The 26,758-nt window shown below is 64.6% G+C and carries 22 protein-coding genes and 2 tRNA genes; 10 read left to right on the top strand and 14 right to left on the bottom strand.

Features of this window, described 5'->3' with window-relative positions; translation table 11 throughout:
* Nucleotides 1-91: 91 nt before the first annotated feature.
* The 3 genes from K3M67_RS07775 to K3M67_RS07765 are packed head-to-tail and all read left to right on the top strand — an operon-like array spanning nt 92 to nt 4,529.
* Nucleotides 92-1,504: a TolC family protein gene (locus tag K3M67_RS07775; RefSeq protein ID WP_285832837.1), complete on the top strand. Its 1,413-nt coding sequence runs from the start codon at nt 92-94 to the stop codon at nt 1,502-1,504.
* The gene (locus tag K3M67_RS07770) at nt 1,501-3,228 is read left to right on the top strand and encodes a type I secretion system permease/ATPase (protein ID WP_285832836.1); all 1,728 of its coding nucleotides are present in this window, start codon (nt 1,501-1,503) and stop codon (nt 3,226-3,228) included. Before K3M67_RS07775 ends, K3M67_RS07770 begins: the two co-directional genes overlap by 4 nt.
* Nucleotides 3,225-4,529 (top strand): HlyD family type I secretion periplasmic adaptor subunit, encoded by a 1,305-nt coding sequence (locus K3M67_RS07765; RefSeq protein WP_285832835.1) that lies wholly within the window; start codon nt 3,225-3,227, stop codon nt 4,527-4,529. Before K3M67_RS07770 ends, K3M67_RS07765 begins: the two co-directional genes overlap by 4 nt.
* Nucleotides 4,530-4,607: 78 nt before the next feature.
* Here the strand turns inward: K3M67_RS07765 and pth are convergent, their stop codons facing one another.
* From pth to K3M67_RS07745, 4 genes are all read right to left on the bottom strand, one after another.
* A complete protein-coding gene (pth, locus tag K3M67_RS07760; protein WP_285832834.1) occupies nt 4,608-5,174 on the bottom strand; it encodes an aminoacyl-tRNA hydrolase in 567 nt (188 codons plus the stop codon).
* A gap of 120 nt (nt 5,175-5,294) precedes the next feature.
* A complete protein-coding gene (locus K3M67_RS07755) occupies nt 5,295-5,909 on the bottom strand; it encodes a 50S ribosomal protein L25/general stress protein Ctc (RefSeq protein WP_066859315.1) in 615 nt (204 codons plus the stop codon).
* 155 nt (nt 5,910-6,064) lie between these two features.
* On the bottom strand, nt 6,065-6,946 hold the full coding sequence (locus tag K3M67_RS07750; RefSeq protein WP_502958901.1) for a TraB/GumN family protein: 882 nt from the start codon (nt 6,944-6,946) through the stop codon (nt 6,065-6,067).
* A gap of 4 nt (nt 6,947-6,950) precedes the next feature.
* Nucleotides 6,951-7,844 carry a TraB/GumN family protein gene (locus K3M67_RS07745; protein WP_285832832.1) on the bottom strand — a complete coding sequence of 298 codons (894 nt, stop codon included), beginning with the start codon at nt 7,842-7,844 and terminating at the stop codon, nt 6,951-6,953.
* Between the two features lie 135 nt (nt 7,845-7,979).
* Between K3M67_RS07745 and K3M67_RS07740 the strand changes: the two genes are divergently transcribed.
* The 3 genes from K3M67_RS07740 to ppdK all read left to right on the top strand — a co-directional run bounded on the left by K3M67_RS07740 (nt 7,980) and on the right by ppdK (nt 13,762).
* The gene (locus K3M67_RS07740; RefSeq protein ID WP_066859317.1) at nt 7,980-8,852 is read left to right on the top strand and encodes a glycine--tRNA ligase subunit alpha; all 873 of its coding nucleotides are present in this window, start codon (nt 7,980-7,982) and stop codon (nt 8,850-8,852) included.
* Entirely contained in the window at nt 8,852-10,921 is a 2,070-nt protein-coding gene (gene glyS / locus K3M67_RS07735) for a glycine--tRNA ligase subunit beta (RefSeq protein WP_285832831.1), read from the top strand. The genes K3M67_RS07740 and glyS overlap by 1 nt, the downstream gene beginning before the upstream one ends.
* A 141-nt stretch (nt 10,922-11,062) precedes the next feature.
* On the top strand, nt 11,063-13,762 hold the full coding sequence (gene ppdK, locus K3M67_RS07730) for a pyruvate, phosphate dikinase (protein WP_285832830.1): 2,700 nt from the start codon (nt 11,063-11,065) through the stop codon (nt 13,760-13,762).
* 36 nt (nt 13,763-13,798) lie between these two features.
* Here ppdK and K3M67_RS07725 read toward each other — a convergent pair whose 3' ends face one another.
* Nucleotides 13,799-14,293 carry a helix-hairpin-helix domain-containing protein gene (locus K3M67_RS07725; protein ID WP_285832829.1) on the bottom strand — a complete coding sequence of 165 codons (495 nt, stop codon included), beginning with the start codon at nt 14,291-14,293 and terminating at the stop codon, nt 13,799-13,801.
* A gap of 141 nt (nt 14,294-14,434) precedes the next feature.
* Here K3M67_RS07725 and K3M67_RS07720 point away from each other — a divergent pair.
* Together K3M67_RS07720 and K3M67_RS07715 are read left to right on the top strand one after the other, a co-directional pair.
* A tRNA-Arg gene (locus K3M67_RS07720) sits at nt 14,435-14,511 on the top strand.
* Between the two features lie 51 nt (nt 14,512-14,562).
* Nucleotides 14,563-14,639 (top strand) — tRNA-Arg (locus tag K3M67_RS07715).
* 54 nt (nt 14,640-14,693) lie between these two features.
* On the opposite strand, the gene K3M67_RS07710 is transcribed toward K3M67_RS07715, so the two are convergent.
* From K3M67_RS07710 to K3M67_RS07680, 7 genes are read right to left on the bottom strand one after another with little or no spacing between them, the layout of a single operon-like run.
* On the bottom strand, nt 14,694-16,142 hold the full coding sequence (locus K3M67_RS07710) for a cobyric acid synthase (protein WP_066859320.1): 1,449 nt from the start codon (nt 16,140-16,142) through the stop codon (nt 14,694-14,696).
* Between the two features lie 53 nt (nt 16,143-16,195).
* Nucleotides 16,196-16,411, bottom strand: coding sequence for a hypothetical protein (locus K3M67_RS07705; RefSeq protein ID WP_066859321.1), 216 nt, complete (start codon nt 16,409-16,411; stop codon nt 16,196-16,198).
* A gap of 31 nt (nt 16,412-16,442) precedes the next feature.
* Entirely contained in the window at nt 16,443-17,702 is a 1,260-nt protein-coding gene (locus tag K3M67_RS07700) for an N-succinylarginine dihydrolase (protein WP_285832828.1), read from the bottom strand.
* Nucleotides 17,699-18,718 (bottom strand): arginine N-succinyltransferase, encoded by a 1,020-nt coding sequence (locus K3M67_RS07695; RefSeq protein ID WP_066859323.1) that lies wholly within the window; start codon nt 18,716-18,718, stop codon nt 17,699-17,701. The genes K3M67_RS07700 and K3M67_RS07695 overlap by 4 nt, the downstream gene beginning before the upstream one ends.
* The gene (locus K3M67_RS07690; protein ID WP_285832827.1) at nt 18,715-19,956 is read right to left on the bottom strand and encodes a hydrolase; all 1,242 of its coding nucleotides are present in this window, start codon (nt 19,954-19,956) and stop codon (nt 18,715-18,717) included. The genes K3M67_RS07695 and K3M67_RS07690 overlap by 4 nt, the downstream gene beginning before the upstream one ends.
* Before the next feature lie 58 nt (nt 19,957-20,014).
* Nucleotides 20,015-20,923 (bottom strand): DUF481 domain-containing protein, encoded by a 909-nt coding sequence (locus tag K3M67_RS07685; protein WP_066859325.1) that lies wholly within the window; start codon nt 20,921-20,923, stop codon nt 20,015-20,017.
* 55 nt (nt 20,924-20,978) lie between these two features.
* Nucleotides 20,979-21,464 (bottom strand): RNA pyrophosphohydrolase, encoded by a 486-nt coding sequence (locus K3M67_RS07680; protein ID WP_066859326.1) that lies wholly within the window; start codon nt 21,462-21,464, stop codon nt 20,979-20,981.
* Nucleotides 21,465-21,659: 195 nt separating this feature from the next.
* Between K3M67_RS07680 and K3M67_RS07675 the strand changes: the two genes are divergently transcribed.
* Nucleotides 21,660-23,036, top strand: coding sequence for a cryptochrome/photolyase family protein (locus K3M67_RS07675; RefSeq protein WP_285832826.1), 1,377 nt, complete (start codon nt 21,660-21,662; stop codon nt 23,034-23,036).
* A 36-nt stretch (nt 23,037-23,072) separates the two neighbouring features.
* Entirely contained in the window at nt 23,073-24,338 is a 1,266-nt protein-coding gene (locus K3M67_RS07670; RefSeq protein ID WP_285832825.1) for an SAM-dependent methyltransferase, read from the top strand.
* A gap of 3 nt (nt 24,339-24,341) precedes the next feature.
* Here K3M67_RS07670 and K3M67_RS07665 read toward each other — a convergent pair whose 3' ends face one another.
* Both K3M67_RS07665 and purF read right to left on the bottom strand, forming a co-directional pair.
* Nucleotides 24,342-25,052 (bottom strand): SDR family NAD(P)-dependent oxidoreductase, encoded by a 711-nt coding sequence (locus K3M67_RS07665; protein WP_285832824.1) that lies wholly within the window; start codon nt 25,050-25,052, stop codon nt 24,342-24,344.
* A gap of 87 nt (nt 25,053-25,139) precedes the next feature.
* Nucleotides 25,140-26,600 carry an amidophosphoribosyltransferase gene (purF, locus tag K3M67_RS07660; protein WP_232313755.1) on the bottom strand — a complete coding sequence of 487 codons (1,461 nt, stop codon included), beginning with the start codon at nt 26,598-26,600 and terminating at the stop codon, nt 25,140-25,142.
* Between the last annotated feature and the right edge of the window lie 158 nt (nt 26,601-26,758).

Here is a 26,758-nt window from a genome sequence, read left to right as displayed (position 1 = left end):
TGGGGGAACGAAATGCGCGTGGTTTTGGGATGTCAGGCTTTTGTCGATGGAAACGCAGCCTTGGGGAAGGCTGGCCTTACGCGCTCGATGGATGCCGGCCGCAGCCATCCTGGTGGCGTCATGGTCGTTGATCTCGTCCGGCACGGCGCAGGCACAGCAAAATCTGCTGTTACCGCCCAATTCCGAACCCTTTTCCCGTCCCGTCCGCTCCGACCCGCTGCTCGACCTTGCGCGCCAGGTCGGCCCGATCGGACCGTTGCGCGACGAGGTGCAATCCGCGGTGGAAACCAACGCGGTACTTGACGAAGCCCGCGCAGGGGAGCGGGAGGCGGAGGCAGCACGGATGCAGGCTCGCTCGGCACTTTTCCCGTCGCTCGACCTGACGGTCGACGCGAACCGGTCTTTCGCACGCAATTTCTCGAATGATCCGGGCAACATAATCGAACGCTCCCGGCCGGAGGGGCGAACCGACGCGTCGGCATCCGTCCGCCAGCGGCTGCTCGATTTCGGCGCCACCTCCAGTCGTATCAATGCCGGCAATGCGCGGGTCGAGGCGGCGCGGACCACGACCCTGGGCTATGGCACGGATGTCGCGCTTCGGCTCGTCACCGCCTGGTACTCCATTCTCGCGCAACGGCTGATGGAGCAGGCGGCGCTGGAATATGCCCAGCGTCAGACCGAATTGCGCGCCGCGGTGGAGCGGCGCATCGCTCAGGGTTTTTCGGCCAGGGGCGACCTGCCGCGGATCGACAGCTCCATCGCGACGATTCAGACCCGGCTCGCCAGCTTCCGCCGGGACCGGGCCAGCGCGGAGGCGCAATATCGCGCGCTCGCAGGACATGATGCGCCCGAATGGATCCGCCGCGTCTCGTTACCCGACGACGTGCAGGGGCGTGAGGCGCTGGAGGCGCTGGTTCTGCGTGCGCCGGCCGTGCAGAAGGCCGACGCGGAAGCGCGCGCCGCCCGGCAGGATGCGCGTGCCGTTCGCGCCGAGCGCCTGCCGACCGTAGCGGCGGGCGTGGATGCGGGGCGTTATGGCGTGTTCGAAAACTCGGGCGACTATGACGTGCGCGGCCGCCTCATCCTGCGCGCGCAGATCGGCGCCGGGATCAACGCGCGCGCCGATCAGGCGACGGCGCGGGCCGACGCGGCGGAGGCCTATGCCGCGCGCATACGTCGCGAAGCGCTGCGCGACGCCGAAATGGCCTGGGCGGATGTGCATGGACTTGAAGCGCAGCTTGCGGCGGCAGAGGCGGCCTATCTTGCCAGCCGCACCAATCGCGACGTTTATGCCACCCGGTTCGAAACCTCGGGCGGCACCCTTTTCGATCTCATCACGTCCGAAGACAATTATTTCTATTCCATCGCGACCTATGTCCAGACGCTGGCGGAGCGCGACCTGTCGCGCTTCATCCTGCGCGGTCGGACCGGGCGGCTGCTCGACGATCTGTCGATCCGGGTCGATTCGGCCGACGGTCGCAATGACGGGAACCCCACGCCATGATCCAAGAGCCGTTGCTCGCCGCTGCCAAACCGCGTTTCGCCCCTTGGCTGATCGAGCCGATGCTTCGCAACAAGGCGATTTACATGAAGGTCGCGGTCGCCGCCGCCCTCATCAACATCTTCGCGCTGGTATCTTCGCTCTTCACCATGACCGTCTATGACCGCATCGTTCCCAATGACGGCTCCTCCTCGCTGATCGGGCTGAGCATCGGCCTCGTCTTCGTCCTCGTCTTCGACTTCGTGCTGCGGCTGCTGCGCGTCTATTTCGTCGATATCGCCGGCGCCAATATCGACCATGACGTCGGGGAGACGCTGTTCGGCCGGCTGCTGGCGCTCCGGCTGGACCAGCGACGCGGTTCGACCGGCACCTTGACCGGCCTGATGCGTGAACTGGAAACATTGCGCGATTTCTTCGCGTCGGTGACGCTGACGGCCATCATCGACGTTCCTTTCATCATCGTGACGCTTGCGGTCATCGCGTGGCTGGGCGGTGTGCTGGTGTTGCTGCCGATGGCGATGATCCCGGTAGTGATCGGCGCAGGCTTGCTGACCACGCCGGCGCTCGACCGGCTGTCGGCCCGCAGCCTGGGCGACGGCTTGGTCAAGCAATCGGTGCTGATCGAGGCGATCGGCAGCCTGGAGACGGTGAAGGCGATCGGCGCCGGCCCGATGCTCAGCCGTCGCTGGCAGGCCGCGCTTGTCAGCCATTCGGAAAGCTCTCTGGGCCAGCGGCTGGCCGCCGCCATCCCCATGACGGTCGCCAACAGCGCATCGACCATCGCCTATTGCGGCATCATCATCGTCGGCGTGGGACTATTGCGCAATCATGAGGTCACGACCGGCGCGTTGCTCGCCTGTTCGATCCTGTGTGGCCGGGCGCTTGCCCCGCTGGCCCAGATCGCAACCTTGCTGTCGCGCCTTTCCGCAACACGCGTCGCCTATCGCCAGATCAACGCGCTGATGGAAACCCCGACCGAGGGGCCGCAAGGCGATGCACTGCATCCGGCCCGGCTGGAGGGCGCGATTGAACTGCGCAACGTCTCCTTCCGCTATCCCGGCGCGCCGGAAAAGGCGCTGGACGGCGTCAGCCTCGCGATCAGGCCGGGGGAAAGGGTCGGCTTCCTGGGTCGCGTGGGATCGGGCAAGTCCACCCTCGCGCGGCTGGTGCTGGGACTTTACGAACCTGAAGAGGGGGTCGTGCTGATCGACGGCGTCGACCTGCGCCAATATGACCCGGCCGAATTGCGCAAGCTGATCGGCGCAGGAATGCAGGACAATGTTCTTATCGCCGGCTCGGTGCGGCAGAATATCTGCCTCGACCGGCCGGGGGTCGAGCAGGAGGAGATGATTCGCGCGGCGGAAATCAGCGGCACGCATCGTTTCATGGGACAGATCGCCAATGGCTATGACCTGCGTCTCGCCGATCGCGGCGATGGCCTGTCGGGCGGCCAACGCCAGTCGATCGCCATCGCGCGCGCCATCGCGGGGCGACCGCCCATCCTTATCTTCGACGAGCCGAGCAGTTCGATGGACGCGCAGACCGAAGCCGACCTCATATCTCGCCTACAGCCCGAAGTTGCCGGACGCACCCTTCTGCTCATCACCCATCGCACGTCGCTGCTGTCCATGGTCGACCGGATTGTCGTGCTCGACCGGGGCAAGATCGTCGCCGATGGTCCGCGCGACGCGGTGTTGCAGCGCCTTGCCAGGGGGAAGGCCGCATGAGCGCCGAACTGCCTTTCCAGCCGCCCGCGACGACCATCAAGCCGCGCGTGCCGGCCAACATCATTCTCTGGGTCATCGCCGCTTTCTTCCTGATCTTCCTGATCTGGGCCTGGCTGACGGAGATCGACCGCACCGTCCGCGCTATCGGCAAGGTGATTCCCAGCTCACAATTGCAAGTCATCTCCAACCTGGAGGGCGGTGTGATCGAATCGATCCTGGTCCGCACCGGGCAGGATGTGAAGCGCGGAGCGCCGCTGGTTCGGCTCAGCCCGGTTCAGCCCGGCGCTGAACTGGAAAGCAACCGCGCGAGCAGCGATGCGCTCCAGTCCAAGATCATCCGGCTGGAAGCCGAGATCGCCGGGCGCTCCCCGGTCTTTCCGCAGCCGCGCAATCCGCTGATGGCCAGCCAGATTGCGGCGGAGCAGAGCCTCCACCGATCGCGCATGGCCGAACTGGCCAGTCTCGGCAACGTCGCGGCCGCGCGGGTGGCCCAGGCCCGGCGCGCCATCACGGAGGCGAGCGCTACCGAAGAGGCACGCATTTCCGCCCGCGAAACGGCGCGCGCCGATCTCAACCTCCTTCGGCCACTGGTGCAGGAAGGGATCGAGCCGCGCCGTTCCTTGCTTCAGGCGCAGAACAGCTTTGCCGTGTCGAGCAGCGAAGCGGCGGGCGCTGCGGCGGCGGTCGGGCGCGCGCGCTCGGTCCTGACCGAGGCGCAGGCAAGCGCGCAGCAGCAGAAGCGCGACTGGCTGTCGCGCGCCGCCGATGAACTGACCGCCGCGCGCGCCGACATGTCGGTGCGTCAGGCGGCAATGCCCGCCTATGAATATAAGCTCACCCGGACTGTGGTCCGCGCGCCGGTCGATGGACGGATCAACCGGGTCTTCGTCACCACGGTCGGCGGCAGTGTTCGACCCGGCGACCCGCTGCTGGAAATGGTGCCTGGGCGCGACAGCCTGCTGATCGAAGCCGCCGTCGCCGCCAAGGACATCGCCTCGGTCCGATTGGGGCAGAAGGCGAAGGTGCATATTTCCGCCTATGACAGCGCCATCTATGGTTCGATGGAGGGGAGCGTCGTCGCCATCTCGCCGGACGCGGTAGTGAACGAGCGGACAGGGGACAGCCATTATCTCGTCCGGGTCCGCACGGCCAGCGATGCGATCACCGATGATGCGGGGCGGAGGCTCGCAATCGGGCCTGGCATGGGAGCGGACGTCAACCTGCTCGGCGACAAGCGATCGATCCTGGCCTATATCCTGACACCGCTGACCCATTTGAGCGAGACGGCGTTCCGGGAATAGGCTACTGACGGCCAAGTTGATGGTCTTGTTACGAAATGACCAGACGTTGCCCGCGCCCGGTTCCGCCGGGCGCCTTTTCTATGCCAGTCGCAGCGCGACCTCGCTCATGAAGCGGACATCGTCGCCCTTGGCGAGCCACTCCGCCTCGGCGCCGATCGCGCCCAGCATGTCGGCCAGCGCGTCCATCTCGCTCTTGGCGTAATTGCCCAGCACATAGCCATGGACCTTGTCCTTGTGACCCGGATGGCCGATGCCGATTCGGACCCGGCGAAACTCGGCGCCGATATGGGCATCGGTCGACCGCAGTCCATTATGCCCGGCATTGCCGCCGCCGCGCTTTATCTTGACCTTCATCGGCGCCAGGTCGAGTTCGTCGTGGAACACCGTCACATCCTGCGGCGTCAGCTTGTAGAAGCGCATCGCCTCGCCGATCGACCGGCCGCTTTCGTTCATGAAGGTGGCGGGCTTGATCAGCAGGATCTTCTCCGGTCCGATCCGCCCTTCCTGCACCCAGCCCTGAAACTGCTTCTTCGGTGGGGAGAAGCGATACATGTCCGCGATCAGGTCGGCGACCATGAAGCCGACATTGTGCCGGTGCATCGCATATTGCGCCCCCGGATTGCCGAGGCCCGCCCAGATCTGCATGTCGCTACTCCAAACAGGCAAAACCCCGTTCGCCCTGAGCCTGTCGATGGGCGCGCGCGCCAGAATTCGACAGGCCCAGCCCGAACGGGGTTGAGCAGAAACCTTGCGGTCGCAAAAGCCTTATTCGGCTTCGGCTTCCTTGGTCGTGTCGCCTTCGGCGCTCTTCAGCGAAGAGGGAGCAACGATGGTGGCGATCGTGAAGTCGCGATCGTCGATCGCGGTCTTCGCGCCCTTGGGCAGCGTCACCGCGCTGATATGGATCGAATCGCCCACTTCGAAGCCCGAGAGATCGACAACGACGTCTTCGGGAATCTTGGCGGCGTCGACGATCAGTTCGATGTCGTGACGGACGACGTTCAGAACGCCGCCCTTCTTCAGGCCCGGCGAGGCGTCTTCATTCTCGAAGCGCACCGGCACGTTGACGTGGACCGAGGCATGTTCCGAAACGCGCAGGAAGTCGGCGTGCAGCGGACGGTCGGAGACGGGGTGGAACGCCACGTCCTTGGCGAGCGTGCGGACGGTCTTGCCGCCGACTTCGACCATGATGACCGAATTGAAGAAGTGGCCGGTGCCGAGCTGCTTGTTGAGGAGCTTTTCCTCGACGTGGATCGACAGGGGTTCTTCATTGTTACCGTAGATGACGGCGGGTACGCGGCCCTCGCGGCGGAGAGCGCGGGAGGCTCCCTTGCCTGCCCGATCGCGTGCCTCGGCCGACAGCGTAAGCTGCTCGCTCATTGCGTGTCTCCAAAAGCTTGATTGTACATTTTCCCGCCACGCCTCCAGGGATGACCATCGCGGGAAGGCGGCCCTTTAGCAGAATAGGGCCGAAAGGCAAGGGTGCTGCTGTTCACGACGTCCGTTCGTTTTGGGCCGGGCGTGGAGGCGAGGCGTCACTGCACTCGCGTGACCGTGAACCCCCTGGCCTTGAGCAGATCGATCAGATTTTCCCGTCCGGTCAAATGCCCCGCGCCCACGGCGATGAACGGGCGACCCTTCATTGGCTCGATCGCCTTCACCCAATCGCGGTTCCGGGCGACCAATATGGCTTCCTCGACCACCGGGTCGGGCTGTTCGCCGATCTGATCCTCCCTGGCGATCGCGTCCATGTCGCCCTTCGTCCAGGCGGTAAGGATGCGGTCGTACAGTGCCTTCATGTCCTTGGCTTCATGCACGGTCTGCACCAGCAGCCCGGCCTGCGCCGGCTCGGGCAGCGTATCGAATGCGCCGAACTGCCGCTCCACCGTCTCCAGCCCTTCGATCGGCTTGCCGGCCTTCTTGAAGGTCGCGATCAGGACCGGCTCCACTCCGTCATCCTGGCTGACGCCCAGCCCCTGCTGACTGGCGGCCGACAGCAGCATCGCCGCCGCCCAGCTTTCATAGCCGGACAGGAGTTGCGAACTGGTCCCGCCATCGCCGATCGCCTTCAACAGCGGCGCCTTTTCGCCCTCCGGCACGCGCGCTTCCAGCGGTGGCAGGTTGGGGCTGCGTCCCATCTGCTCGAACAGGGCCAGCGTCTTCTGCTCGTCCTGCAAGTCCGCCGCTTCCAGCACCAGCCGGTCGGCCCGCTCCATGGCCTCCCTGATCGCAGGCGTGTCCCAGGCGACACCCTTGGGCAGGACGTGGATCGTGCCGAACAGCCAGCCTGTCAGCGCGCCGCGCTGCACCTGCCACAGCGCCGGGCCGCCCCGTACCGGCGGCGGCTCGGGCGCCTTGTCGCAGGCCACGACCAGGGTGAGGGCGCAGAGCGCAAGGAAACGGGTGACGAGCCGCATCATCTCAATCCTTCACCCGGTGCGAGGCGACGCCCAGTGCCTTCAGCTGGTCCTGCACGCTGCCCTTGCCCGCCAGATGACCCGCGCCGACGGCGACGAACGTTATGCCCGGCTGCTCCAGCCGCGCCTTGATCCACTTCGCCCAATTGGCATTGCGCCCGATCAGCAGCACCTGCGCCAGTTCCGGCGTGGCTTCCAGCGACTCGTTCATCGATTTCGCCAGCTTGTCGGGCTGGCCCGACTGCCAGTAGGTCAGCAGGTCGCCAAATTCCTTCTCCATCTCCGGCAGGCCGTCCACCGTCGCGTTCAGGAACTGGACCTGCTGGACCATCGGCAGGCCGGCGAAGAAGCCGACCTGCTGCTCCACCGTCTCCAGCGCATCGACCGGCTTGCCCGCCGCCTGCGCCGCGCCACGCAATATCTTCTCTGCGCCCAGGTCATTCTTGTAGCCCAGGCGCGCCAGCGGCGCGACCGACAGCGCCATGCCTGCCATCCAGGGATTGAACAGGTCGAATGTCCGCCAGGGCAGGCCGCTTGATTCCATCGCCGCCTGGTATCTGGCCCGCGCTTCGCCGCTCAGCCGGTCGGACAGCTTCACCCCGTCCTTCGCCAGCGCCATGCCGCCCATGGTCGCACCCAGTTCGTTGGGATTGTCTGGCTCGATGATCTCCAGCACCAGCAGGTCGGACCGGTCGAAAGCGCTTTTCACCGGGCCGTTGAACCAGTCGATGCCCGGCTTCATCACATGGACGGTCCCGAACAGATAGATGGTCGTGTCGGCATCGCTCACCTGCCACAGGGCAGGGGTGGCGGTCGCGGCCGGGCGGGCTTGCGCCACGCCGCCGACCAGCAGCAGCGCGGCGCTCAGGCCACGCAGCAAGGCGGAGAAGATCGTCATGCCTTCCTCCATGCGCAGCGCGCGCGCGAAGGGCAAGCGGCTTAACCCTGTTTGCCGCCGCTTTTCCTTGACCCTGTCGGCCCCATGCGCCAAGGCGCGCGACACGTAAAAACGCTATTTTGACAGGGACCATCCGTGGCCGAAGGCAAAGCGCTTTCCTTCCAGGACCTGATCCTGACCCTCCATGCCTATTGGGGGAAACAGGGCTGTGTCATCCTCCAACCCTATGACATGGAAGTCGGCGCGGGCACCTTCCACCCGGCGACGACGTTGCGCAGCCTTGGTCCCAACGCCTGGAACGCCGCCTATGTGCAGCCCAGCCGCCGCCCGACCGACGGCCGCTATGGCGAAAACCCCAACCGGCTCCAGCATTATTACCAGTATCAGGTCATCATGAAGCCCAGCCCGGCGAACCTCCAGGAACTCTATCTGGGATCGCTGGTGGAGATCGGCATCGACCCGCTGGTCCATGACATCCGCTTTGTCGAGGATGACTGGGAAAGCCCGACGCTCGGCGCCTGGGGGCTTGGCTGGGAAGTCTGGTGCGACGGCATGGAAGTCACCCAGTTCACCTATTTCCAGCAGATGGGCGGCTTTGACTGCAAGCCGGTCGCAGGCGAACTGACCTACGGGCTGGAGCGTCTCGCCATGTATATTCAGGGCGTCGACAGTGTCTACGACCTGAAATTCAATGACGCGGGCGTCACCTATGGCGACGTGTTCCTGGCGAACGAGCAGCAGATGTCGAAATGGAATTTCGAAATCGCCGACACCGAAAAGCTGTTCCGCTGGTTCAAGGACGCCGAGGCGGAGTGCAAGGCTTCGCTGGAAGCCGGGGTTCCGCTCGCCGCCTATGACCAGGCGATCAAGGCGAGTCATGTGTTCAACCTGCTCCAGGCGCGCGGCGTCATCTCGGTGCAGGAACGCGCCAGCTATATCGGCCGCGTCCGCGACCTCGCCAAGGGCAGCTGCGAAAAGTGGATGGAAGTGAACGGGTGGACGGCGTGATGACTGACTTCCTCCTCGAACTGCGCTGCGAGGAAATCCCGGCGCGAATGCAGTTGAAGGCGTCAGACGACCTCGCCCGCCTCTTCACTGAGGAACTGGCGAAGGCAGGCCTCAAACCCGCCGTGATCGACAGCTTCGTCACCCCCCGTCGCCTCGCGCTCATCGCCCGCGACCTGCCGCTCGAAACCGCGGCGGTCAGCGAAGAATTCAAGGGGCCGCGCACCAGCGCCCCGGCGCAGGCGCTCGAAGGCTTCCTGCGCAAGACCGGCCTGACGCAGGACCAGCTCGAAGATCGCGAAGGTGTCTGGTTCGCTGTCGTGAACAAGCCCGGCCGCGCCACCGCGCAGGTGCTGGCCGAAGCCGTGCCAGCCGTCATCCGCGCCTTTCCCTGGCCCAAATCGATGCGCTGGGGCGTCGCCAGCCAGACGACCGAGAGCCTGCGTTGGGTCCGTCCGTTGCAGGGCATCGTCGCGATTCTGGGCGAAGACCTGGTCGACATCGAGATCGAGGGCATTCGGTCGGGCTATGCCACGCTCGGCCACCGTTTCCATCATCCCGGTGAGATTACCATCGGCAGCGCGCACGACTATGTCGAAAAGCTGCGCGCCTGCCATGTCATCGCCAGCCATCAGGAGCGCCAGGCGATCATAGAGGCGAAGGCCGCGCAGGCCGCCGCCGCCCATGGCTACAGCGTGATCGAGGACAAGGGGCTGGTCGCGGAAAATGCGGGCCTGACCGAATGGCCGGTGCCGCTGCTCGGCGATTTCGACCCGGCCTTCCTGGAGGTGCCGCCCGAAGTCATTCAGCTGACGCTGCGCATCAACCAGAAATATTTCGTGCTGCGCGATTCGGCAGGCAAGCTGGCGCCCGCCTTCATCTGCACCGCCAATATTGAGGCGAAGGATGGCGGTGCGGCGATCATCGCGGGCAACCGCAAGGTGCTGGCCGCGCGTTTGAGCGATGCCCGCTTCTTCTGGGAGCAGGATCGCAAGACCAGCCTCGCGGACCACGCGCAGAAGCTGGAGCGCATCACCTTCCACGAGAAACTGGGCACCGTCGCCGACAAGGTCGAGCGCGTCGCGAAGCTCGCCCGCTGGCTGGTGGAAGATGGGATCGTCAAGGGCGCCGACGCGGACCAGGCCGAACATGCCGCCCGCCTCGCCAAGGCTGATCTCGTCACCGAAATGGTCGGCGAGTTCCCCGAATTGCAGGGCGTGATGGGCGGCTATTACGCCCGCGCCGAAGGCCTGCCCGATGCAGTCGCCGACGCCATTCGCGACCATTACAAGCCGGTCGGGCAGGGCGATGACGTGCCTACCGCGCCGGTTACGGTGGCGGTGTCACTGGCGGACAAGCTGGACACTTTGGCGAGCTTCTTTATTGAAAAGATGCCGCCGACGGGGTCGAAGGATCCGTTCGCGCTGCGTAGGGCTGCTATCGCAGTTATTTCGTTGATTTTGCAGAACAAGCTTAGTTTCCGTTTGGAGCGCGCATTGCTGGCGGCGGCAGATGATGACCAAGCGAAATTTGAAATCATCTTCTTTAGTAAGACTGAGCAAGATTTGGCGTCTTTCTTCATTGACCGCCTTAAGGTCCAGCAGAAGGAAGCCGGCGTCCGTCACGACCTGATCGACGCAGTGTTCGCGCTGGGTGGCGAGGACGACCTTGTTCGCCTGCTTGCCCGCGTGAAGGCGCTCCAGTCGTTCGTTGCGACCGACGACGGCGCGAACCTGCTCGCCGGCTACAAGCGCGCCGCCAACATCCTCAAGAAGGAAGGCGTTGAAAGGGCGGAAGCAATTTCCCTTTCCTACGAACCGGAAAAAGCGGAAGCTGATCTGATCGCGGCACTTGATGCGGCGGAACCGCGGGCGGCGCAGGCTGTGGCGGCGGAAGATTTCGAGGGCGCCATGGCCGCGCTCGCGACTCTCCGCGCGCCGATCGACGCCTTTTTCGACAGCGTCACCGTGAATGACGCCGATCCGGCCAAACGCACGACTCGCCTCGCGCTGCTGGCGCGGGTTCGTGATGCAGTGCACAATGTGGCAGACTTTTCGAAAATTACGGGATAACGAAACGATATTCCAAAATTTACGGGAAATATTCGAAGTTAAGCGGGATATTTCCTATCCCATCAAGTATTATGACGCTAATTGCGACAACATTGTTGCAACGCACAAACTCGGCAATCAGTGCAGGGAGAGCCGGACACTATGGTTATGACGGAAGAGGCCCAGATGAGCAGCACTTCGACCCGCTATGTCTATCGTTTTGGCGGTGGCGTGAATGATGGGGGGAAGGGCGACAAGAACTTGCTGGGCGGCAAGGGCGCCAACCTCGATGGCATGGCCGCGATCGGCCTGCCGGTGCCGCCGGGCTTCACCATCACGACCGAAATGTGCACCCGCTATTATACCGATGGCGGCGTCTATCCCGACAGCCTGAAGGCGCAGGTTGCCGCCGGCATTGCCCATATCGAGGCCGTCACCGGCAAGCGTTTTGGCGACGCGGCCGATCCGCTGCTCGTCTCGGTCCGCTCCGGCGCGCGCATCTCCATGCCCGGCATGATGGACACGGTCCTCAACCTCGGCCTCAACGACGAAACCGTCCTTGGCCTGGCTGCTGCATCCGGGGACGAGCGGTTCGCCTGGGACAGCTATCGCCGCTTCATCCAGATGTATTCGGACGTGGTGCTCGAACTCGACCATGGCGCCTTCGAGGAAGCCCTCGAAATCGCCAAGGAAGATCAGGGCTATACTCTCGACACCGAAATGACCGCCGACGACTGGAAGGTGCTGGTCGGTGAATATAAGGCGCTGGTCGCCAAGCTCTGGAACAAGCCCTTCCCGCAGGATGTGCATGACCAGCTTTGGGGCGCCATCAACGCCGTGTTCGGCTCGTGGCAGGCCGACCGGGCCAAGGTCTATCGCCGCCTGAACTCGATCCCCGGCGACTGGGGCACCGCCGTCAATGTGCAGGCTATGGTGTTCGGCAATATGGGCGACACCTCGGCGACGGGCGTGGCCTTCACCCGCGATCCGGCCACCGGTGAAAATGCCTATTATGGCGAATATCTTATCAACGCCCAGGGCGAGGACGTGGTCGCGGGCATCCGCACGCCGCAGTACCTCACCAAGCAGGCGCGCGAGCGGGCAGGGGCCAAGCCGCTGTCGATGGAAGAGGCGATGCCCGAAACCTATGCCGAACTGGCCCGGGTGTTCGAGATCCTCGAAAAACATTATCGCGACATGCAGGACATCGAGTTCACGGTGCAGCAGGGCAAGCTCTGGATGCTCCAGACCCGGTCCGGCAAGCGCACCGCAAAGGCCGCGCTCAAGATCGCAGTCGAAATGGCGAGCGAAGGCCTCATCACCGAGGAAGAAGCCGTCGCCCGCGTCGATCCCGCCGCGCTCGACCAGTTGCTCCACCCGACCCTCGATCCCAAGGCGCCGCGCGACGTGCTGACCAAGGGTCTGCCCGCCTCGCCGGGCGCGGCCAGCGGTCTGATCGTGTTCGACGCCGACACTGCCGAGCGTCGCAACGAACTCGGCGATGCCGTCATCCTGGTCCGCGTCGAAACCAGCCCGGAGGATATTCATGGGATGCACGCGGCCAAGGGCATCCTGACCGCACGCGGCGGCATGACCAGCCACGCCGCCGTGGTCGCGCGCGGCATGGGCCGTCCCTGCGTCTCGGGCGCGGGCAGCCTGTCGATCGATAATGCCAACAAGATCCTGCGCATCGGCAATCGCGAGCTGAAGGAAGGCGACATCCTGACCATCGACGGCGCCACCGGTGAAGTCATGGCGGGTGAAGTGCCGACCGTGCAGCCCGAACTGGCCGGCGACTTCGGCATCCTGATGCAATGGGCCGACAAGGTCCGTCGCCTCAAGGTCCGCGCCAACGCCGAAACCCCGCTCGACTGCCAGACCGCGCGTGATTTCGGCGCGGAGGGCGTGGGCCTTTGCCGCACCGAGCATATGTTCTTCGACGCCGCGCGCATTACCGCCGTGCGCGAGATGATCCTGGCCGACAGCGAGAAGGGCCGCCGCGCCGCGCTCGACAAGCTGCTGCCCGAACAGCGGGACGATTTCGCGCAGATCTTCATGGTGATGGCCGGCCTGCCGGTTACCATCCGCCTGCTCGATCCGCCGCTGCACGAATTCCTGCCGCATGGTGAAGCCGAGTTTGAGGAAGTGGCCAAGGGCGCCGGCGTCAGTGTCGACACGCTCAAGCGTCGCGCCGCAGAACTGCATGAATTCAACCCGATGCTGGGTCATCGCGGGTGCCGCCTGGGCGTCACCTATCCTGAAATCTACGAGATGCAGGCCCGCGCCATCTTCGAAGCGGCGCTGCTGGTCAAGCAGCGCAGTGGTGAAGCGCCGATCCCCGAAGTGATGATCCCGCTCGTTGCCACGCGCAAGGAGCTGGAGCTGATGAAGGCGATCGTCGACAAGGTCGCGCAGGACGTGTTCACGGAGCAGGGCGCTTCGGTGGAGTATCTGGTCGGCACGATGATCGAGTTGCCGCGCGCGGCGCTCAAGGCGGGCGAAATCGCCGAAGTCGGCGAATTTTTCTCCTTCGGCACCAACGATCTGACGCAGACGACGATCGGCATCAGCCGTGACGATGCCGGCCGCTTCCTGACCCAATATGTCGACAAGGGCATCTTCGCTCGCGATCCGTTCGTCAGTATCGATGTGGAGGGCGTGGGTCAGCTCATCGAACTGGCGGCCGAACGTGGCCGTGCGAGCCGTCCCGGCATCAAGCTGGGCATCTGCGGCGAACATGGTGGCGATCCGGCCTCGATCGCCTTCTGCGAAGCGACCGGCCTCGATTATGTATCGGCCTCGCCCTATCGCGTGCCGATCGCGCGTCTTGCTGCGGCCCAGGCCGCGCTGGCGAAGAAATAAAGGAAAGGGCGGGAGGCAACTCCCGCCCTTTTTCGTTCAGGCCGATCCGGTCAGCCGGCTGAACAATCCGGGCTTTTCGCCCCGTTCCAGTTCGACCGCCTGACCCCGCCAGTCCTCGTGCGCGATGGTGCCCGGCTTCAGGCCCAGCCTCGCCTCCAGCGTCGCTTCCTGTTCGGCATTGATCGCGGCGATCTGCCCGAAGCGGTGATAGCCCGCCTCGTTGAGCGCCACTTCCTGCGCCTGGCTGATGCCCCTGATTCGGCTGAGGTCGTCGCGCCCATGCACCGCGCCCGAGACTGCGGTTGCCGTGCCGGGTCCGATCGGGCCGGCCGACTGGCGTTCCAACTCGGCGATCCGCAAATTGGCGGCCTCGATCCGGGCGTCCCGGTCCTTGATCGCGGTGCGATGCGCTACTTGCTCGTCCCGCCAATAGCGTCGATATTTGCCGCGCCCGCTCATCATCAGGCCCAGCAGCCAGCCGATGGCCAGGGCGATCAGCAACAGCACCAGTTCGTTCATGGTGAAGCTCATGGATAGCATCCTTTCCTGCGTGCTGAACGGCGGAGCGCCGCAAAGGTTGCCGACCGGGCCGGGCCCCGGATTTAACCGTAGGAAAAGTGTAAAAAGGGGCTTGCCCAATTGGCCGGACGCTTCTATCTGCGCGTCTCCAACGCACCCGTAGCTCAGCTGGATAGAGCATCAGACTACGAATCTGAGGGTCGGACGTTCGAATCGTTCCGGGTGCGCCATTTTGGAAAAGCGGCAGGGATAGGCTTCAAGCTCGACCTGCCAGAAAAAACGCACCCGTAGCTCAGCTGGATAGAGCATCAGACTACGAATCTGAGGGTCGGACGTTCGAATCGTTCCGGGTGCGCCATTTCTTCCAGAAATCAGGGGTATGAGGCGGCCAAGTCCGCCTTTTTCTTTGCCCTCAGCCCGTCGCCAGCGCAACCATCGCGTCGATGTCGGCATGGGTCTCAAGCCGCACCGCGATGTCATCCAGCGCATCTTCGACCGATCGGTCATGATCCGCGCCCGCCGATCGCCCGCCCACACGCTGGAGCAGCGCATCGCGCAGGTCGGTGCTGGCCAACAGCCCATGAACATAGCTGCCCATCACCCGCCCGTCGCGGCTGAGGACGCCGTCCGGCCGCCCGTCGAGCAGCGCAAAGGGCTGCGCGCAGTCGGGCCCGCCCGTCCGCCCCATATGCATCTCATAGCCGCTGAAATCGGCCCCCAGCGCCCGCCCTTGCACTGCCTTCAATGTCTTGGTTCCGCTCAGCACCGTCTGCACGTCGAGCAGGCCCAGTCCGGCGACGGAGCCGGGCGGCCCTTCCAGCCCCTCGGGATCGCCGATCGACCGGCCCAGCATCTGATAGCCGCCGCAAATGCCAAGCACGGCACCGCCACGCCGATGATGCGCCCGAATGTCGATGTCCCAACCCTGTTTCACCAGCGCCCTCATGTCGGCGATCGTCGCCTTGGAACCGGGCAGGATCACCAGCGCCGCCTCCGCCGGGATCGGCTGGCCGGGTCCGATCATGCGTAGGTCGACTGCCGGTTCCAGCTTGAGCGGATCGAGATCATCGAAATTGGAAATGCGCGGCAGCACCGGGCAGGCGACTACCAGCGGCGCCTCGCTCGAAAAGCTCCGCTGCTCCAGCACCACCGCATCCTCGCTCGGCAGCCGCGAGACAGCGTCCAGCCACGGCACCACGCCCATGCCGCGCCACCCCGACAGCGACTCGATCTGGGCGTAACCATCCTCGAAAAGGGCGGGATCACCGCGAAACTTGTTGATCAGGAAGCCTCGGATCATCGCGGCGTCCTCCGGGTCGATCACCGTCCGCGTTCCGACCACCGCCGCGATCACGCCACCCCGATCGATGTCACCCACCAGCACGACCGGGACATTGGCGGCGCGGGCGAAGCCCATATTGGCGATGTCGCCCGCGCGCAGGTTGATCTCGGCGGGCGAGCCAGCACCCTCGACGACGACGATGTCGCATTGCGCCTTCATCCGGCCATAGCTTTCCAGCACCGCGGCCAGCAATTGCCCCCGCGCCGCTCGGAAATTGCCGGAACCCAACGCGCCGCGCACCTGTCCATGGACAATCAGCTGCGACGTCCGGTCGGCCTGCGGTTTCAGCAGCACCGGGTTCATGTCCGTGTGCGGCGCTACGCCGCAAGCCATGGCCTGCAACGCCTGGGCCCGGCCGATCTCGCCCCCGTCGCTCGTCACGGCGGCATTGTTGGACATGTTCTGCGGCTTGAACGGGCGGACCCGATAGCCCCGCCGCACCAGCGCCCGGCACAGCCCGGCGACCAGCACCGACTTGCCCACGTCCGACCCTGTTCCCTGCAACATGATAGCGCCCATGGCCCCCTCCTGCCGTCAGCGGGCGGGCAGGGCAAGCGCGTCGACGATACCGATCAGATGCCGCGTCGATATTCCAGTGCGTCGATGATCATGCCGCCCGCCATGAATACGGCGCCCGAACAGGCAAGCGCCAGCAACTGGCCGCCGGTGCCCGGATATTGCTGCATATAGGCGACCCCGCGTTCGGCGGCGCCCAGCGCCAGGGCATAGATGACCAGGAACGCTTCGAACTTGGTCTTGATGATGAAGAGGCCCTTGATCCGTTCCATGGTCGTCCCACCCGGCGCCGGCCCCTCGCGGTCAGGGGGCCAGGTCGCCTGAAAGCTGCAAATGGTCAACAAGGGCTAACCATGATTGCTCGATCCGCGCAATCAGCCGAGTATCGCCCAAATCGTCGGGTGCGATCGATTCTGGCCAATAATCGGACACTATACCCGCAATATCGTCCAGCTTGGCCTCATCGACCAGGAAGCGGGGGTCGATATTGGCGGGGTCGGCGACGACTCGCAGGCGCAGGCAGGCGGGGCCGCCGCCATTGGCCATGGACTGGCGCACATCGACCGGGACCAGACGCCGGATCGGGCCGTTCCCGGCCACCATCTGTTGCAGCCAGGACCAGACGGCCGGCGTCTCCTGCGCCTCGGTCGGCAGGATCAGGGCCATGGCCCCGTCGGGCAACGTCACCAATTGTGCATTGAACAGATAGCTTTTGATCGCGTCGGCCAGGCTGACGGCGCTCGCCGGCACTTCCACGATCTCGACACAGGGCAGAGCCTCTCGCAAGCGTGCATGGAACAGCGCCTTGTCGGCAAAGGCGAGTTCATGGGTAAACAGCACCCGCTCATTGGCCACGGCGACCACGTCATTGTGGAAGGCGCCGGCCGCGATCGCTTCTTCCGATTGCTGCACGAACAATGCGCGTGCCGGCGCAAGCCCATGGAGTCGCGCGACTGCCCGACTCGCCTCGACATGCTGCCGCGCGGGGAAGGGGCCGCCCGACTGGCCGTAGACGAATATCTCGACGCCGGGCAGGTCGTGCCGCTCGGTCAGCCGCATATGATTGGCGGCGCCCTCGTCGCCAAAGGGGGGCGGTACCGGGTCGTGCACGACGAAGGCCCGCGCATCGGAAAAGGCGACGCGCAACTGCGCCAGCGTCTGGGGCCATTCATGGCTGCGATGCGGCATCGTCACCAGGTTTGCGACGGTCAGGTGCGTCCGCCCGTCGGCGGCGTCGGCGGCGGGCGACACGGTCGCTGCATTGGCGGCCCACATGGAGGAGGCCGACATGGCCGCCGCCCGGATATGGGGCTCCGCGTCCCCCACATCGGTTCCCAGCCGCGCAAGCCAGGCGCCGTCAGGACGCCATTGCGGCAGGAAGATGCCCTGCTTCAGCCCAAGCCGGATGTTGCCGCGCATCTTCTCGATACCCTGGAGCGCGGCTGCCCTTGGCTGCGAGACCTGCCCGGCGTTGCGCGCGGAGGCGAGGTTTCCCAGGCTCAGCCCCGCATAGTTGTGGCTTGGTCCGATCAGCCCGTCGAAATTGATCTCGGTAACGCTCATGCCCGTCCCGCCATGGTGAAAGTCTCGCCAATATCCAGCCCAAGCCGGACGGCGCTGGCCGCGTCCAGCGACACCGCGCCGTCCGCGCCTTCCTGCACGAAACCCCAGGTGCAACGATAATCGGCCAGCCGCCCGGTGGCGATCAGCATCTTGTCGCCGCCCTTCTCATGCGTGGTGGACAGGGTGACATCGCGCGCGGCCGCGATCGTCTTCAACTGGTCTATCTGTCCCACCATGGTCGGGCCGCCGTCGAAAATGTCGACATAACCGGCATTATCGAATCCTTCGGTTTCCAGCATCCGCATCGCCGCGCGGCCATTGGGATGGGGCAGGCCGATGACCGCGCGGGCGCTGTCGGTCAGCATCGCGGTATAGATCGGCGTCTTGGGCATCAGGTCGGCGATGAACTGGTTGCCATTGACGGCGTTGAACTCGTCCGCCTCCTGAAAGCTCATGCCGAAGAAGCGACCGGCAAGCCCGTCCCAGAAGGGCGATCCGCCCGCTTCGTCGATGACGCCCCGCAGTTCCGCGATGATCCTGTCGCCAAAGCGCGCCCGGTGATTGCGGATGTAGAGATAGCGGCTGCGCGCGAGCAACAGGCCCAGCCCCTCGGCCCGTTCGCGCGGGTGTAGGAAGAGGCCGCCGACCTCGACCGAACCTTCCAGGTCGGTGGTCAGCGAGAGCATCTGCGCGCGGAACGTGCGGCCCAGTTCGCGGCTATGCTGGGTCAGCACGCCCAGGCGATAGGAATAGAAGGGCCAGCTTTGCCCCACGGTGGAGAAAATCTGGCAGGTTCCGCGCACCTGGCCGGTCTCCACATTCTCCAGCACCATGACGATCAGTTCGTCCTCTATGCCCTCATTCGCCCGCGCCAGCGCCTTTTCGGTGCGTTCCAGCTTGGCGGCCAGCGCCTTGCGGTCGGGCGGCAGGTTGGTGAAGCCGCCTCCGGTAAGTTTCGCCATTTCATAGAGCGTCTGCAGATCGTCCGCGCGCGCGATGCGCATGATGAAGCTCAAGCGGTCATCCCCTCTTTCATATCTTGTCCCGGTTGGAATCCTCCCTGCGCGATCCGCCACAGCGTCAACGCCGACAATTGCGCGCGCTCGACCAGGCTGTCGGTCAGCAGATATTCGGCCTCGCTATGGATGCTGCCGCCGCGCACACCCATCGTATCCACCACCGGCACGCCGCAGGCAGCGATATTGTTGCCGTCGCATACGCCGCCGGTATCGCGCCAGCCAATGGCAAGGCCCAGGTCCGCGCCGCATTGCCGGACAAGGCCGAACAACCGCTCGGCCTTCCCGTCCATCGGCTTGGGCGGACGGCCAAAGCCGCCATGCAGGTGCAGGCTGACGTCATGTTCGTGCGCGATCGCCGTCATCATGGTATCGATCAGCGTCCGTGCAGCGATCTCGTCCTCCGGCGTACTGGGACGGAAATTGACGCGCAGAACGGCATGGTCGGGCACGACATTGTTCGGCCCGCCACCGTCGATCTTCGCAGGGTTGCAGGAAAATCCAGCGCCGCTGCCGGCCTTGAGCCGCAAGGCGAGGTCCGCCGCCGCCAGCAGCGCGTTGCGGCCTTCATCCGGGTTGCGCCCGGCATGGGCGCTGCGCCCGGTGACGATGATCGAGAAATTGCCGCTGCCGGCCCGCGCGCCGGCCAGCGTGCCGTCGGGGAGCGCCGGCTCGTAGGTCAAGGCCGCGACTTTTCCTCGCGCGACCTCGCGCAGAAGCGCGGCGGAGGAGGGGCTGCCCACTTCCTCGTCGCTGTTGATAACGATGTCATAGCCCAGCCTCGACACCGCATCCGACGTTTCGATCGCCATCAGCGCAGCCAGCATCACGGCAATGCCGCCCTTCATGTCGGCAACGCCCGGACCATTCAGGATGCCCGGCTCCAGCCAGCGTTGCTGCTGAAAGGCATGATCGACGGGAAAGACCGTGTCCATATGGCCCGTCAGCAACAATCGTATCGGCGCATCGGCGCGCACCGCCACATGCAGGTGACGGCCATGGGGGATCGTCTCCACCCGCCCGTCCGGCGCCACATTATCGACCGGCGTCGGCTCGACCAGCCGAACGGTGCCGGGTAGCCGGGCGAAGGCATCAGCCAGCATCGCCGCCATGCGCGCCAGGCCATCCAGATTGCGCGATCCGCTGTTGACCGCAGCCCAATCCTGCACCTGCGCCAGCATGGGTGCAGCCGCGGCATGGTCCAGAATCCTCAATTCCGCTGGAGTCAGGAGGGTCATGGCAAGGGTCTATCAGAGCCCGACCCGTGCCTCCACCCCCGCACGAAAATTGCGTGGATCAGAAATCATATGTCAGGGTCAGGCGACTGAGTGTGTCGAAATCCCGCGCCGACAGCATCGTCTCCGATTCATACTGGATATTGTAGGACAACGCCGCCGACCAGCGTGTGGCGACCTTGGTTTCCAGCGAAGTCAGCGAATTGAGCGTGTAGACATCACTCTCCGCATAGCCCGATGCCGTCTGCTTGAAGGTCAAAGTGGGGGAGGCGCGCCAAGCCATGGCCATCGAACCGCGCGCGCCCATCTTGGTCTCGCGCTCGCCAGTCAGATAATTGGCATGACGGACTGACGGACCGATATCGACCGACAGATCGAGCGGCTTGCTCATGACCAGCTTGTATCCGACGCCGACCGACCCCGTGTAGCGTTCATCATAGCCGATCGACGTATCCCGCTCGAACTGTACCAGGCCATAGGCGAAGCCGCGCGGATCGAACTCGTAGCGCGGCTCATAGCTTCCGAGGTAACGTTCGCGCGATGTCACGCCATTGGCGCGACGATAGTCCGTGGTGGCTGTCAGCTTGTGGCTCCATTGCAGCCCGGTGCGGGACACCGTCGCATTGACGCTGATGCCGAACTCGCTCGTCGACCCGGTGGACCGGAAGCCGCCCGCCGCGACCCGACCGGTCCAAAGGTCGGTGAAGCTGGCTTCGCGTATCAGCGTGTCGTGTGTCGCCTTGGTCCGTTCCTTCCAACTCGCGACCATTTGCTGGATCGCGTTGGCCGATTCGGGATTGGTCTGACGGGCGATCTTTGCGACGGTCACGATTTCCGTCTCGTTGCCGTTGGCGATGGCGGCCTCCAGCATCTCCCGCACGGCCGGCGGCAGCAAAGCAGTATCGGCCGCGACCGCGGCGGTCGAGAAGGGGAAGCAGGCGAAAGACAGCAGGATCAGGGGTGCGCGCATGGCCCTTTCTTAGCCGCCCGACAGCGGAATTTAAGCCCCTTTTGCGTCAACCGCTTCAGATAAGCGCCCTGAACTCCTGCAAAATATCCCGATACAGCTTGCGCTTGAAGGACACGATCAATTCCGGCAGCGTTTCGGGCGCGGCCCATTTCCAGTCCCGGAATTCCGGATGCTTGGTCTGGATGTCGATATCGCTGTCCTTGCCCAGAAAGCGGGCCAGAAACCAATGTTGCCGCTGGCCGCGATATTTGCCGCCCCACAGCTTCCCGATCAGTTCCGGCGGCAGGTCGTAGAAATGCTCCTCGCGCGTCGCGGCGATGATTTCCACATGATCGCGGATGATGCCCGTTTCTTCATGCAATTCCCGAAAGGCGGCGGCGCGGACATCCTCGCCCTCATCAATGCCGCCCTGCGGCATCTGCCAGGCTTCGACCGCGTTATCGAGCCGCTGGCCAACGAAAATCTTGCCATCCATGTTGACGAGCATGATCCCGACACATGGTCGGTATCCCAGTTCCTGATCATTCGGCATCGAAGCCATTCGTCCCCTGATTCTGGCTGCCGGCGCGGTCCCACCCCTGGAAAGCGCCGACGCATAATGACCGTGACACGATAAGCGGCGCTCTGCGTCACGTCCATGATCGAATCGCGATTCGTGCGATTTGCGGCGGGTCTCGTCGCAGATATGCCCCATTGGTCGGCTGGAACTTGCCGCACGAGCGCGCATTGCGGACGCATGACCCAAGTCGTTCTGCTCTGGTTTCGCCAGGATCTCCGTCTCTCCGACCAAGCCGCACTGATCGCCGCAGCGTCGGAAGGCGCCGTCCTTCCGGTCTATATCCTCGATGACGAAGCTCCCCGCCAATGGGCGATAGGCGGCGCATCGCGCTGGTGGCTGCATCACAGCCTCGCCCGGCTCGATGAAAGCCTCCGCGCCAGGGGATCGCGGCTCCTCCTGCGTCGGGGCGGAAGCGCGGAAACACTGGAAGAGTTGGCGCGGGAGGTCGGCGCGTCGCGTGTTCACGCGCTGCGTCATCATGAACCCTGGTGGCGGAACGCCGAGAAAGCGGTCGCGAAAAGGCTCGATCTATGCCTGCATGACGGTGGGCTGCTGTTGCCGCCCGGCGCGGTCAGGACGGGCGGCGGCGGCCTCTATCGCATCTACACGCCTTTCGCCCGCGCGGTAATGAACCATATGCCGCCGGCCGCACCGTCGCCCGCGCCGCACCGCATACAAGCCCCGGCCCGTTGGCCCGCCAGCGATTCGCTTGATGGGTGGGGGCTGCTTCCGACCAGGCCGGACTGGTCGGCGGGTTTTGCCACGGACTGGACCCCCGGAGAGGAGGGCGCGCGCAGGAATGTCGCGGATTTTCTTGAAGAGGTGCGCGACTATCCCAACGCACGCAATCTTCCCGCTGTCGAGGGAACATCGCGCCTGTCGCCCCATCTTCATTTCGGCGAGGTGTCACCCGCCTATGTCTGGCACCGCGTTGCATCTTCAGGTCATGATGCCACAATCTTCCTCAAGGAACTGATCTGGCGCGATTATGCCCATGTCCAGATTTGCGGCTTCCCCGCCTATGGATCGCAAAATGCCCGCGACGATTTCGACCGGTTGCCTTGGCGGGGCCTTCCCGAAGCGCACGCCGATCTCGTCGCCTGGCAGAAAGGGCAGACCGGCTATCCTATCGTCGATGCGGGAATGCGGCAGCTCTGGGCGACGGGCTGGATGCATAATCGCGTTCGCATGATCGCCGCCAGCTTCCTCATCAAGCACCTGTTGATCGATTGGCGGCACGGCGCACGCTGGTTCTGGGATACGCTGGTCGACGCCGATTATGCCAACAACAGTGTCAACTGGCAGTGGGTGGCAGGCAGCGGTGTCGATGCCAACCTGTTCACCCGGATCATGGCGCCGCTCAGCCAGTCGGAAAAGTTCGATGCGGCCAACTATATCCGGCGATGGGTATCCGAACTGGCCCACCTCCCCGATGCGGTCATCCATGATCCCGATGCACACGGTGCGCGTCCGCCGGCCTATCCCGCCAAGATGATCGGGCATCGGGAGGGAAGGGAGCGCGCGCTTGACGCCTATCGACGCATGAAGGGGTGATTGCGGCGGCGTTCACCTTGCGGCAGGATCGGCGACATGAACGCCATAGATCCTCGCCGCGGCCGGCGCGCCCTGTCTGTTCGGCATCCGCCCCGCAGCGGTGCGTCCGGTCGAATAGCACGATGGCTGGCGCCGATATTTCATCGGCTTCTCGACCGGATCGACCAAGGTCTCGAGCAGGGCGCGCTTGAGGCGGGCCTGCCCGACGGCACACGCCGGTTGCTGGGTGGCCGCGCCGAAGGACCGTCCTGCATCGTCGAAATTCACCACTGGCGCGCGCTCGTCCGCCTCGCCAGCGGTGGGTCGGCCGGATGGTATCGCGCCTGGGCGGCGGGGGAGTGGTCAAGCCCCGATCCGGTGCCGCTGTTCGCGCTGTTCATGCGCAATGCGGTCGCGCTGGGGCAGGTCGCTCGCGCCCGCGGACCGGCACGTTGGATCGGCCGTCTGGCGCACTGGACGCGGCGCAACAGCCGCAGCGGATCGCGCTACAACATCGCCTATCACTATGATCTCGGAAACGACTTCTACCGCCTCTGGCTGGACGAGAACATGCATTATTCCAGTGCCTTGTTTCTCGATCCGGATAGCCCTATCGAAAGTCTGGAGCGGGCGCAGCACCGCAAGGTCGATGCCATCCTCGACCGGCTGGACCTGAAGGATGGCGATGCCCTGCTGGAGATCGGCTGCGGCTGGGGCGGCCTCGCTGAGCAGGCGATGGAGCGGCAGGCCGTTCACTATACTGGTCTCACCCTGTCCACCGAGCAGGCCGACTATGCCCGCGACCGACTGGGATCGGGCGCCCAGATATTGCTGACCGACTATCGCGACGCGGAGGGGCAATATGATGGGCTCGCCAGTGTCGAGATGGTGGAAGCCGTCGGCCAGCGCTATTGGCCCGACTATCTCGCCGCGATCCACCGGCTACTCAGGCCCGGCGGCAGGGCGGCGATCCAATATATCCTGATCGATGACGCCATTTTCGACGGCTATGCGCGTGGCGCCGATTTCATCCAGACCTACATTTTCCCCGGTGGGATGCTGATCTCCGAGAGCCGTTTTCGCGCACTGGCCGAAGAACAGGGACTGGAATGGCGGGACGAGCGCCGCTTCGGCCTCCATTATGCGGAGACGCTGCGACGCTGGCGGCTTCGTTTCGACCGGGTGATCGACGAAGGCCGGATGCCGGCGAGTTTCGACCAGCATTTCGTGGCGCTATGGCGCTATTATCTGAACTATTGCGAAGGCGGCTTTCGCGGCGGCGGGATCGACGTGGCGCAGGTGACGCTTGTCAAGCCCGTCTGAGCTTCAGTCCGGCACCCGCATCCGGTGCCCAGTGGGAGTATCGGCCATCACCAGTTGCACGATTGCGTCCCCCACCGCCTCCGGCCCCTTGAGGCTCGCGGGGTCTTCTCCGGGGAAGGCGCGAGCGCGCATGGCCGTCCGAGTCGCACCGGGATCGACGATATGGGTACGGATGGCGGAGATATTCTTCACTTCCTCGCCATAGGCGCCTACCAGGGTTTCCAGCGCCGCCTTGGACGCGCCATAGGCGCCCCAATAGGCGCGAGGACTAGCGACGGATGATGTCAGCGCCACCACGCGGGCGTCCCGACTGGCGCGCAGCATTCCGTCGAATGCCGCGATCAAAGCTTGCGGCGCGCCGACATTGAGGGTCAGCAACCGGGCAAATTCCTTGGCGTCGACCGCCTGCACAGCGGCCAGCGATCCCAGCGTCGCGGCGTTGAGGACAAGGATGTCGAGCGCCTGCCAACGACCGCCGATCGCCTGCGCCAGACGGCCGATGCTTTCGCCGTCGATCAGGTCGAGCGGCGCGATGGTCGCATGGCCGCCCGCCTGGTGGATACGTTCCTCCACTTCCTCCAGACCACCTCCGGTCCGCGCCGTCAGTACGACATGCGCGCCGGCGCGGGCCAGAGCTTGCGCCGTCGCTGCGCCGATGCCACGGCTCGCGCCGGTCACAAGGGCCAGTTTGCCGGAAAGGGGAAGGTCGGACATGGGACTCCCGTCGCTCCGGCCGGTCGCCGGAATCATCTGGTATCGGAAAAGGGAAAGGGGCGGCCGTGCGCGGCCGCCCCGGAACTGTCAGACCACCCGTTCGGCGAGCAGTTCGAACTGATTGGTCACCACGGCCTCGTCCTGGTCGGTCAGCGTGGTGGGATAGTCGCCGGTGAAGCAGGCATCGCAATATTGCGGCCGGATGTCCGCGCGCTTCGCCTCGCCCAGCGCCTTGTAGAGGCCGTCGATCGAGATGAAGGCCAGGCTGTCGGCATGGATGAAATCCTGCATCCCGCCCACGTCCAGCTTGTGCGCCAGCAGCTTGGTCCGTTCGGGCGTGTCGACGCCGTAGAAACAGCTATGCTTGGTCGGGGGCGACGCGATCCGCATATGCACCTCAGCCGCGCCCGCCTCGCGCATCATCTGCACGATCTTGAGGCTCGTGGTGCCGCGCACGATCGAATCGTCGATCAGCACGATCCGCTTGCCCTCGATCAGAGCGCGATTGGCGTTGTGCTTCAGCTTCACGCCCAGATGGCGGACCTTGTCGCCCGGCTGGATAAAGGTGCGGCCGATATAGTGGGAGCGGATGATGCCCAGTTCGAACGGGATGCCCGACTCCTGAGCATAGCCGATCGCAGCGGGCACGCCGCTGTCGGGCACCGGGATGACATAGTCGGCCTCGACGGGGTTCTCGATCGCCAGTTGCGCGCCGATCGCCTTGCGCACCGAATAGACGCTGGAATTGTCGATGATCGAATCGGGGCGGCTGAAATAGACATGCTCGAAGATGCAGGGGCGCGCGTGCGTCTCTCCGAACGGCCGGTGCGACCGGATCTGGCCGTCATTGGTAACGATCACCAGTTCGCCCGGATCGATCGAGCGGACATAATCCGCACCGACCACGTCGAATGCCACGGTTTCCGAGGCGAAGATCGTCGCATCGCCCAGCTTGCCCATGACGAGAGGGCGGATGCCCAGCGGGTCGCGACAGGCGATCATGCCCTCCGGGGTCATGACGATCAGCGAATAGGCGCCCTCGACCTGCTTGAGCGCATCTATGAACTTGTCGAGCAGCGTCCGGTAGCTGGAGGTCGCCACCAGATGGATGATGACTTCGGTGTCGGAGGTGGACTGGAAGATGGAACCGCGGCGAATCAACTCGCGGCGCAGCTTCATCGCGTTGGAGATATTGCCATTATGGGCAATCGCAAAGCCACCCGAATTCAGCTCCGCGTAAAGCGGCTGAACATTGCGCAGTGACGTTTCGCCCGTGGTCGAATAGCGCACATGGCCGCAGGCGCTGTCGCCCGGCAGGCCGCGAATCACTTCGTCCCGGTCGAAATTGCCGGCCACATGCCCCATTGCCCGGTGGGTATGGAAATCATGCCCGTCCCAGCTGGTTATGCCGGCTGCTTCCTGACCGCGATGTTGCAGGGCGTGAAGGCCGAGCGCGACGATGGCCGACGCCGTTTCCCCGCGGGAAACGCCGAAAATGCCACATTCCTCGCGCAACTTGTCGTCGTCGAAGGGATTGGTCGTAATCATGGGTGCGAGCGGTTCCATAGCCGTTCTTGGCGCGCCCCAGCGGGCTGCCTTTCCGCGCGCATATAGTCGGTCGAGGCTCGTTTGTCGCCTCCCTGTCACAAAAAAGGCAGGATATGCTGCGCAAACGCTATGTTTCCGGGATCAGCCGTTGTCCGATC

The sequence above is a fragment of the Sphingobium sp. V4 genome, from assembly GCF_029590555.1.
In the GTDB taxonomy this organism is placed as follows: Bacteria; Pseudomonadota; Alphaproteobacteria; order Sphingomonadales; family Sphingomonadaceae; genus Sphingobium.
This window is presented reverse-complemented; position numbering and strand designations above follow the sequence as displayed.

Coding starts and splice junctions, on each gene's coding strand:
- K3M67_RS07775 (WP_285832837.1), top strand. CDS start 92: ATGCCGGCCGCAGCCATCCTGGTGGCGTCATGGTCGTTGATCTCGTCC.
- K3M67_RS07770 (WP_285832836.1), top strand. CDS start 1,501: ATGATCCAAGAGCCGTTGCTCGCCGCTGCCAAACCGCGTTTCGCCCCT.
- K3M67_RS07765 (WP_285832835.1), top strand. CDS start 3,225: ATGAGCGCCGAACTGCCTTTCCAGCCGCCCGCGACGACCATCAAGCCG.
- pth (WP_285832834.1), bottom strand. CDS start 5,174: ATGCAGATCTGGGCGGGCCTCGGCAATCCGGGGGCGCAATATGCGATG.
- K3M67_RS07755 (WP_066859315.1), bottom strand. CDS start 5,909: ATGAGCGAGCAGCTTACGCTGTCGGCCGAGGCACGCGATCGGGCAGGC.
- K3M67_RS07750 (WP_502958901.1), bottom strand. CDS start 6,946: ATGCGGCTCGTCACCCGTTTCCTTGCGCTCTGCGCCCTCACCCTGGTC.
- K3M67_RS07745 (WP_285832832.1), bottom strand. CDS start 7,844: ATGACGATCTTCTCCGCCTTGCTGCGTGGCCTGAGCGCCGCGCTGCTG.
- glyS (WP_285832831.1), top strand. CDS start 8,852: ATGACTGACTTCCTCCTCGAACTGCGCTGCGAGGAAATCCCGGCGCGA.
- ppdK (WP_285832830.1), top strand. CDS start 11,063: ATGGTTATGACGGAAGAGGCCCAGATGAGCAGCACTTCGACCCGCTAT.
- K3M67_RS07725 (WP_285832829.1), bottom strand. CDS start 14,293: ATGAGCTTCACCATGAACGAACTGGTGCTGTTGCTGATCGCCCTGGCC.
- K3M67_RS07710 (WP_066859320.1), bottom strand. CDS start 16,142: ATGGGCGCTATCATGTTGCAGGGAACAGGGTCGGACGTGGGCAAGTCG.
- K3M67_RS07705 (WP_066859321.1), bottom strand. CDS start 16,411: ATGGAACGGATCAAGGGCCTCTTCATCATCAAGACCAAGTTCGAAGCG.
- K3M67_RS07700 (WP_285832828.1), bottom strand. CDS start 17,702: ATGAGCGTTACCGAGATCAATTTCGACGGGCTGATCGGACCAAGCCAC.
- K3M67_RS07690 (WP_285832827.1), bottom strand. CDS start 19,956: ATGACCCTCCTGACTCCAGCGGAATTGAGGATTCTGGACCATGCCGCG.
- K3M67_RS07685 (WP_066859325.1), bottom strand. CDS start 20,923: ATGCGCGCACCCCTGATCCTGCTGTCTTTCGCCTGCTTCCCCTTCTCG.
- K3M67_RS07680 (WP_066859326.1), bottom strand. CDS start 21,464: ATGGCTTCGATGCCGAATGATCAGGAACTGGGATACCGACCATGTGTC.
- K3M67_RS07675 (WP_285832826.1), top strand. CDS start 21,660: ATGACCCAAGTCGTTCTGCTCTGGTTTCGCCAGGATCTCCGTCTCTCC.
- K3M67_RS07670 (WP_285832825.1), top strand. CDS start 23,073: ATGAACGCCATAGATCCTCGCCGCGGCCGGCGCGCCCTGTCTGTTCGG.
- K3M67_RS07665 (WP_285832824.1), bottom strand. CDS start 25,052: ATGTCCGACCTTCCCCTTTCCGGCAAACTGGCCCTTGTGACCGGCGCG.
- purF (WP_232313755.1), bottom strand. CDS start 26,600: ATGATTACGACCAATCCCTTCGACGACGACAAGTTGCGCGAGGAATGT.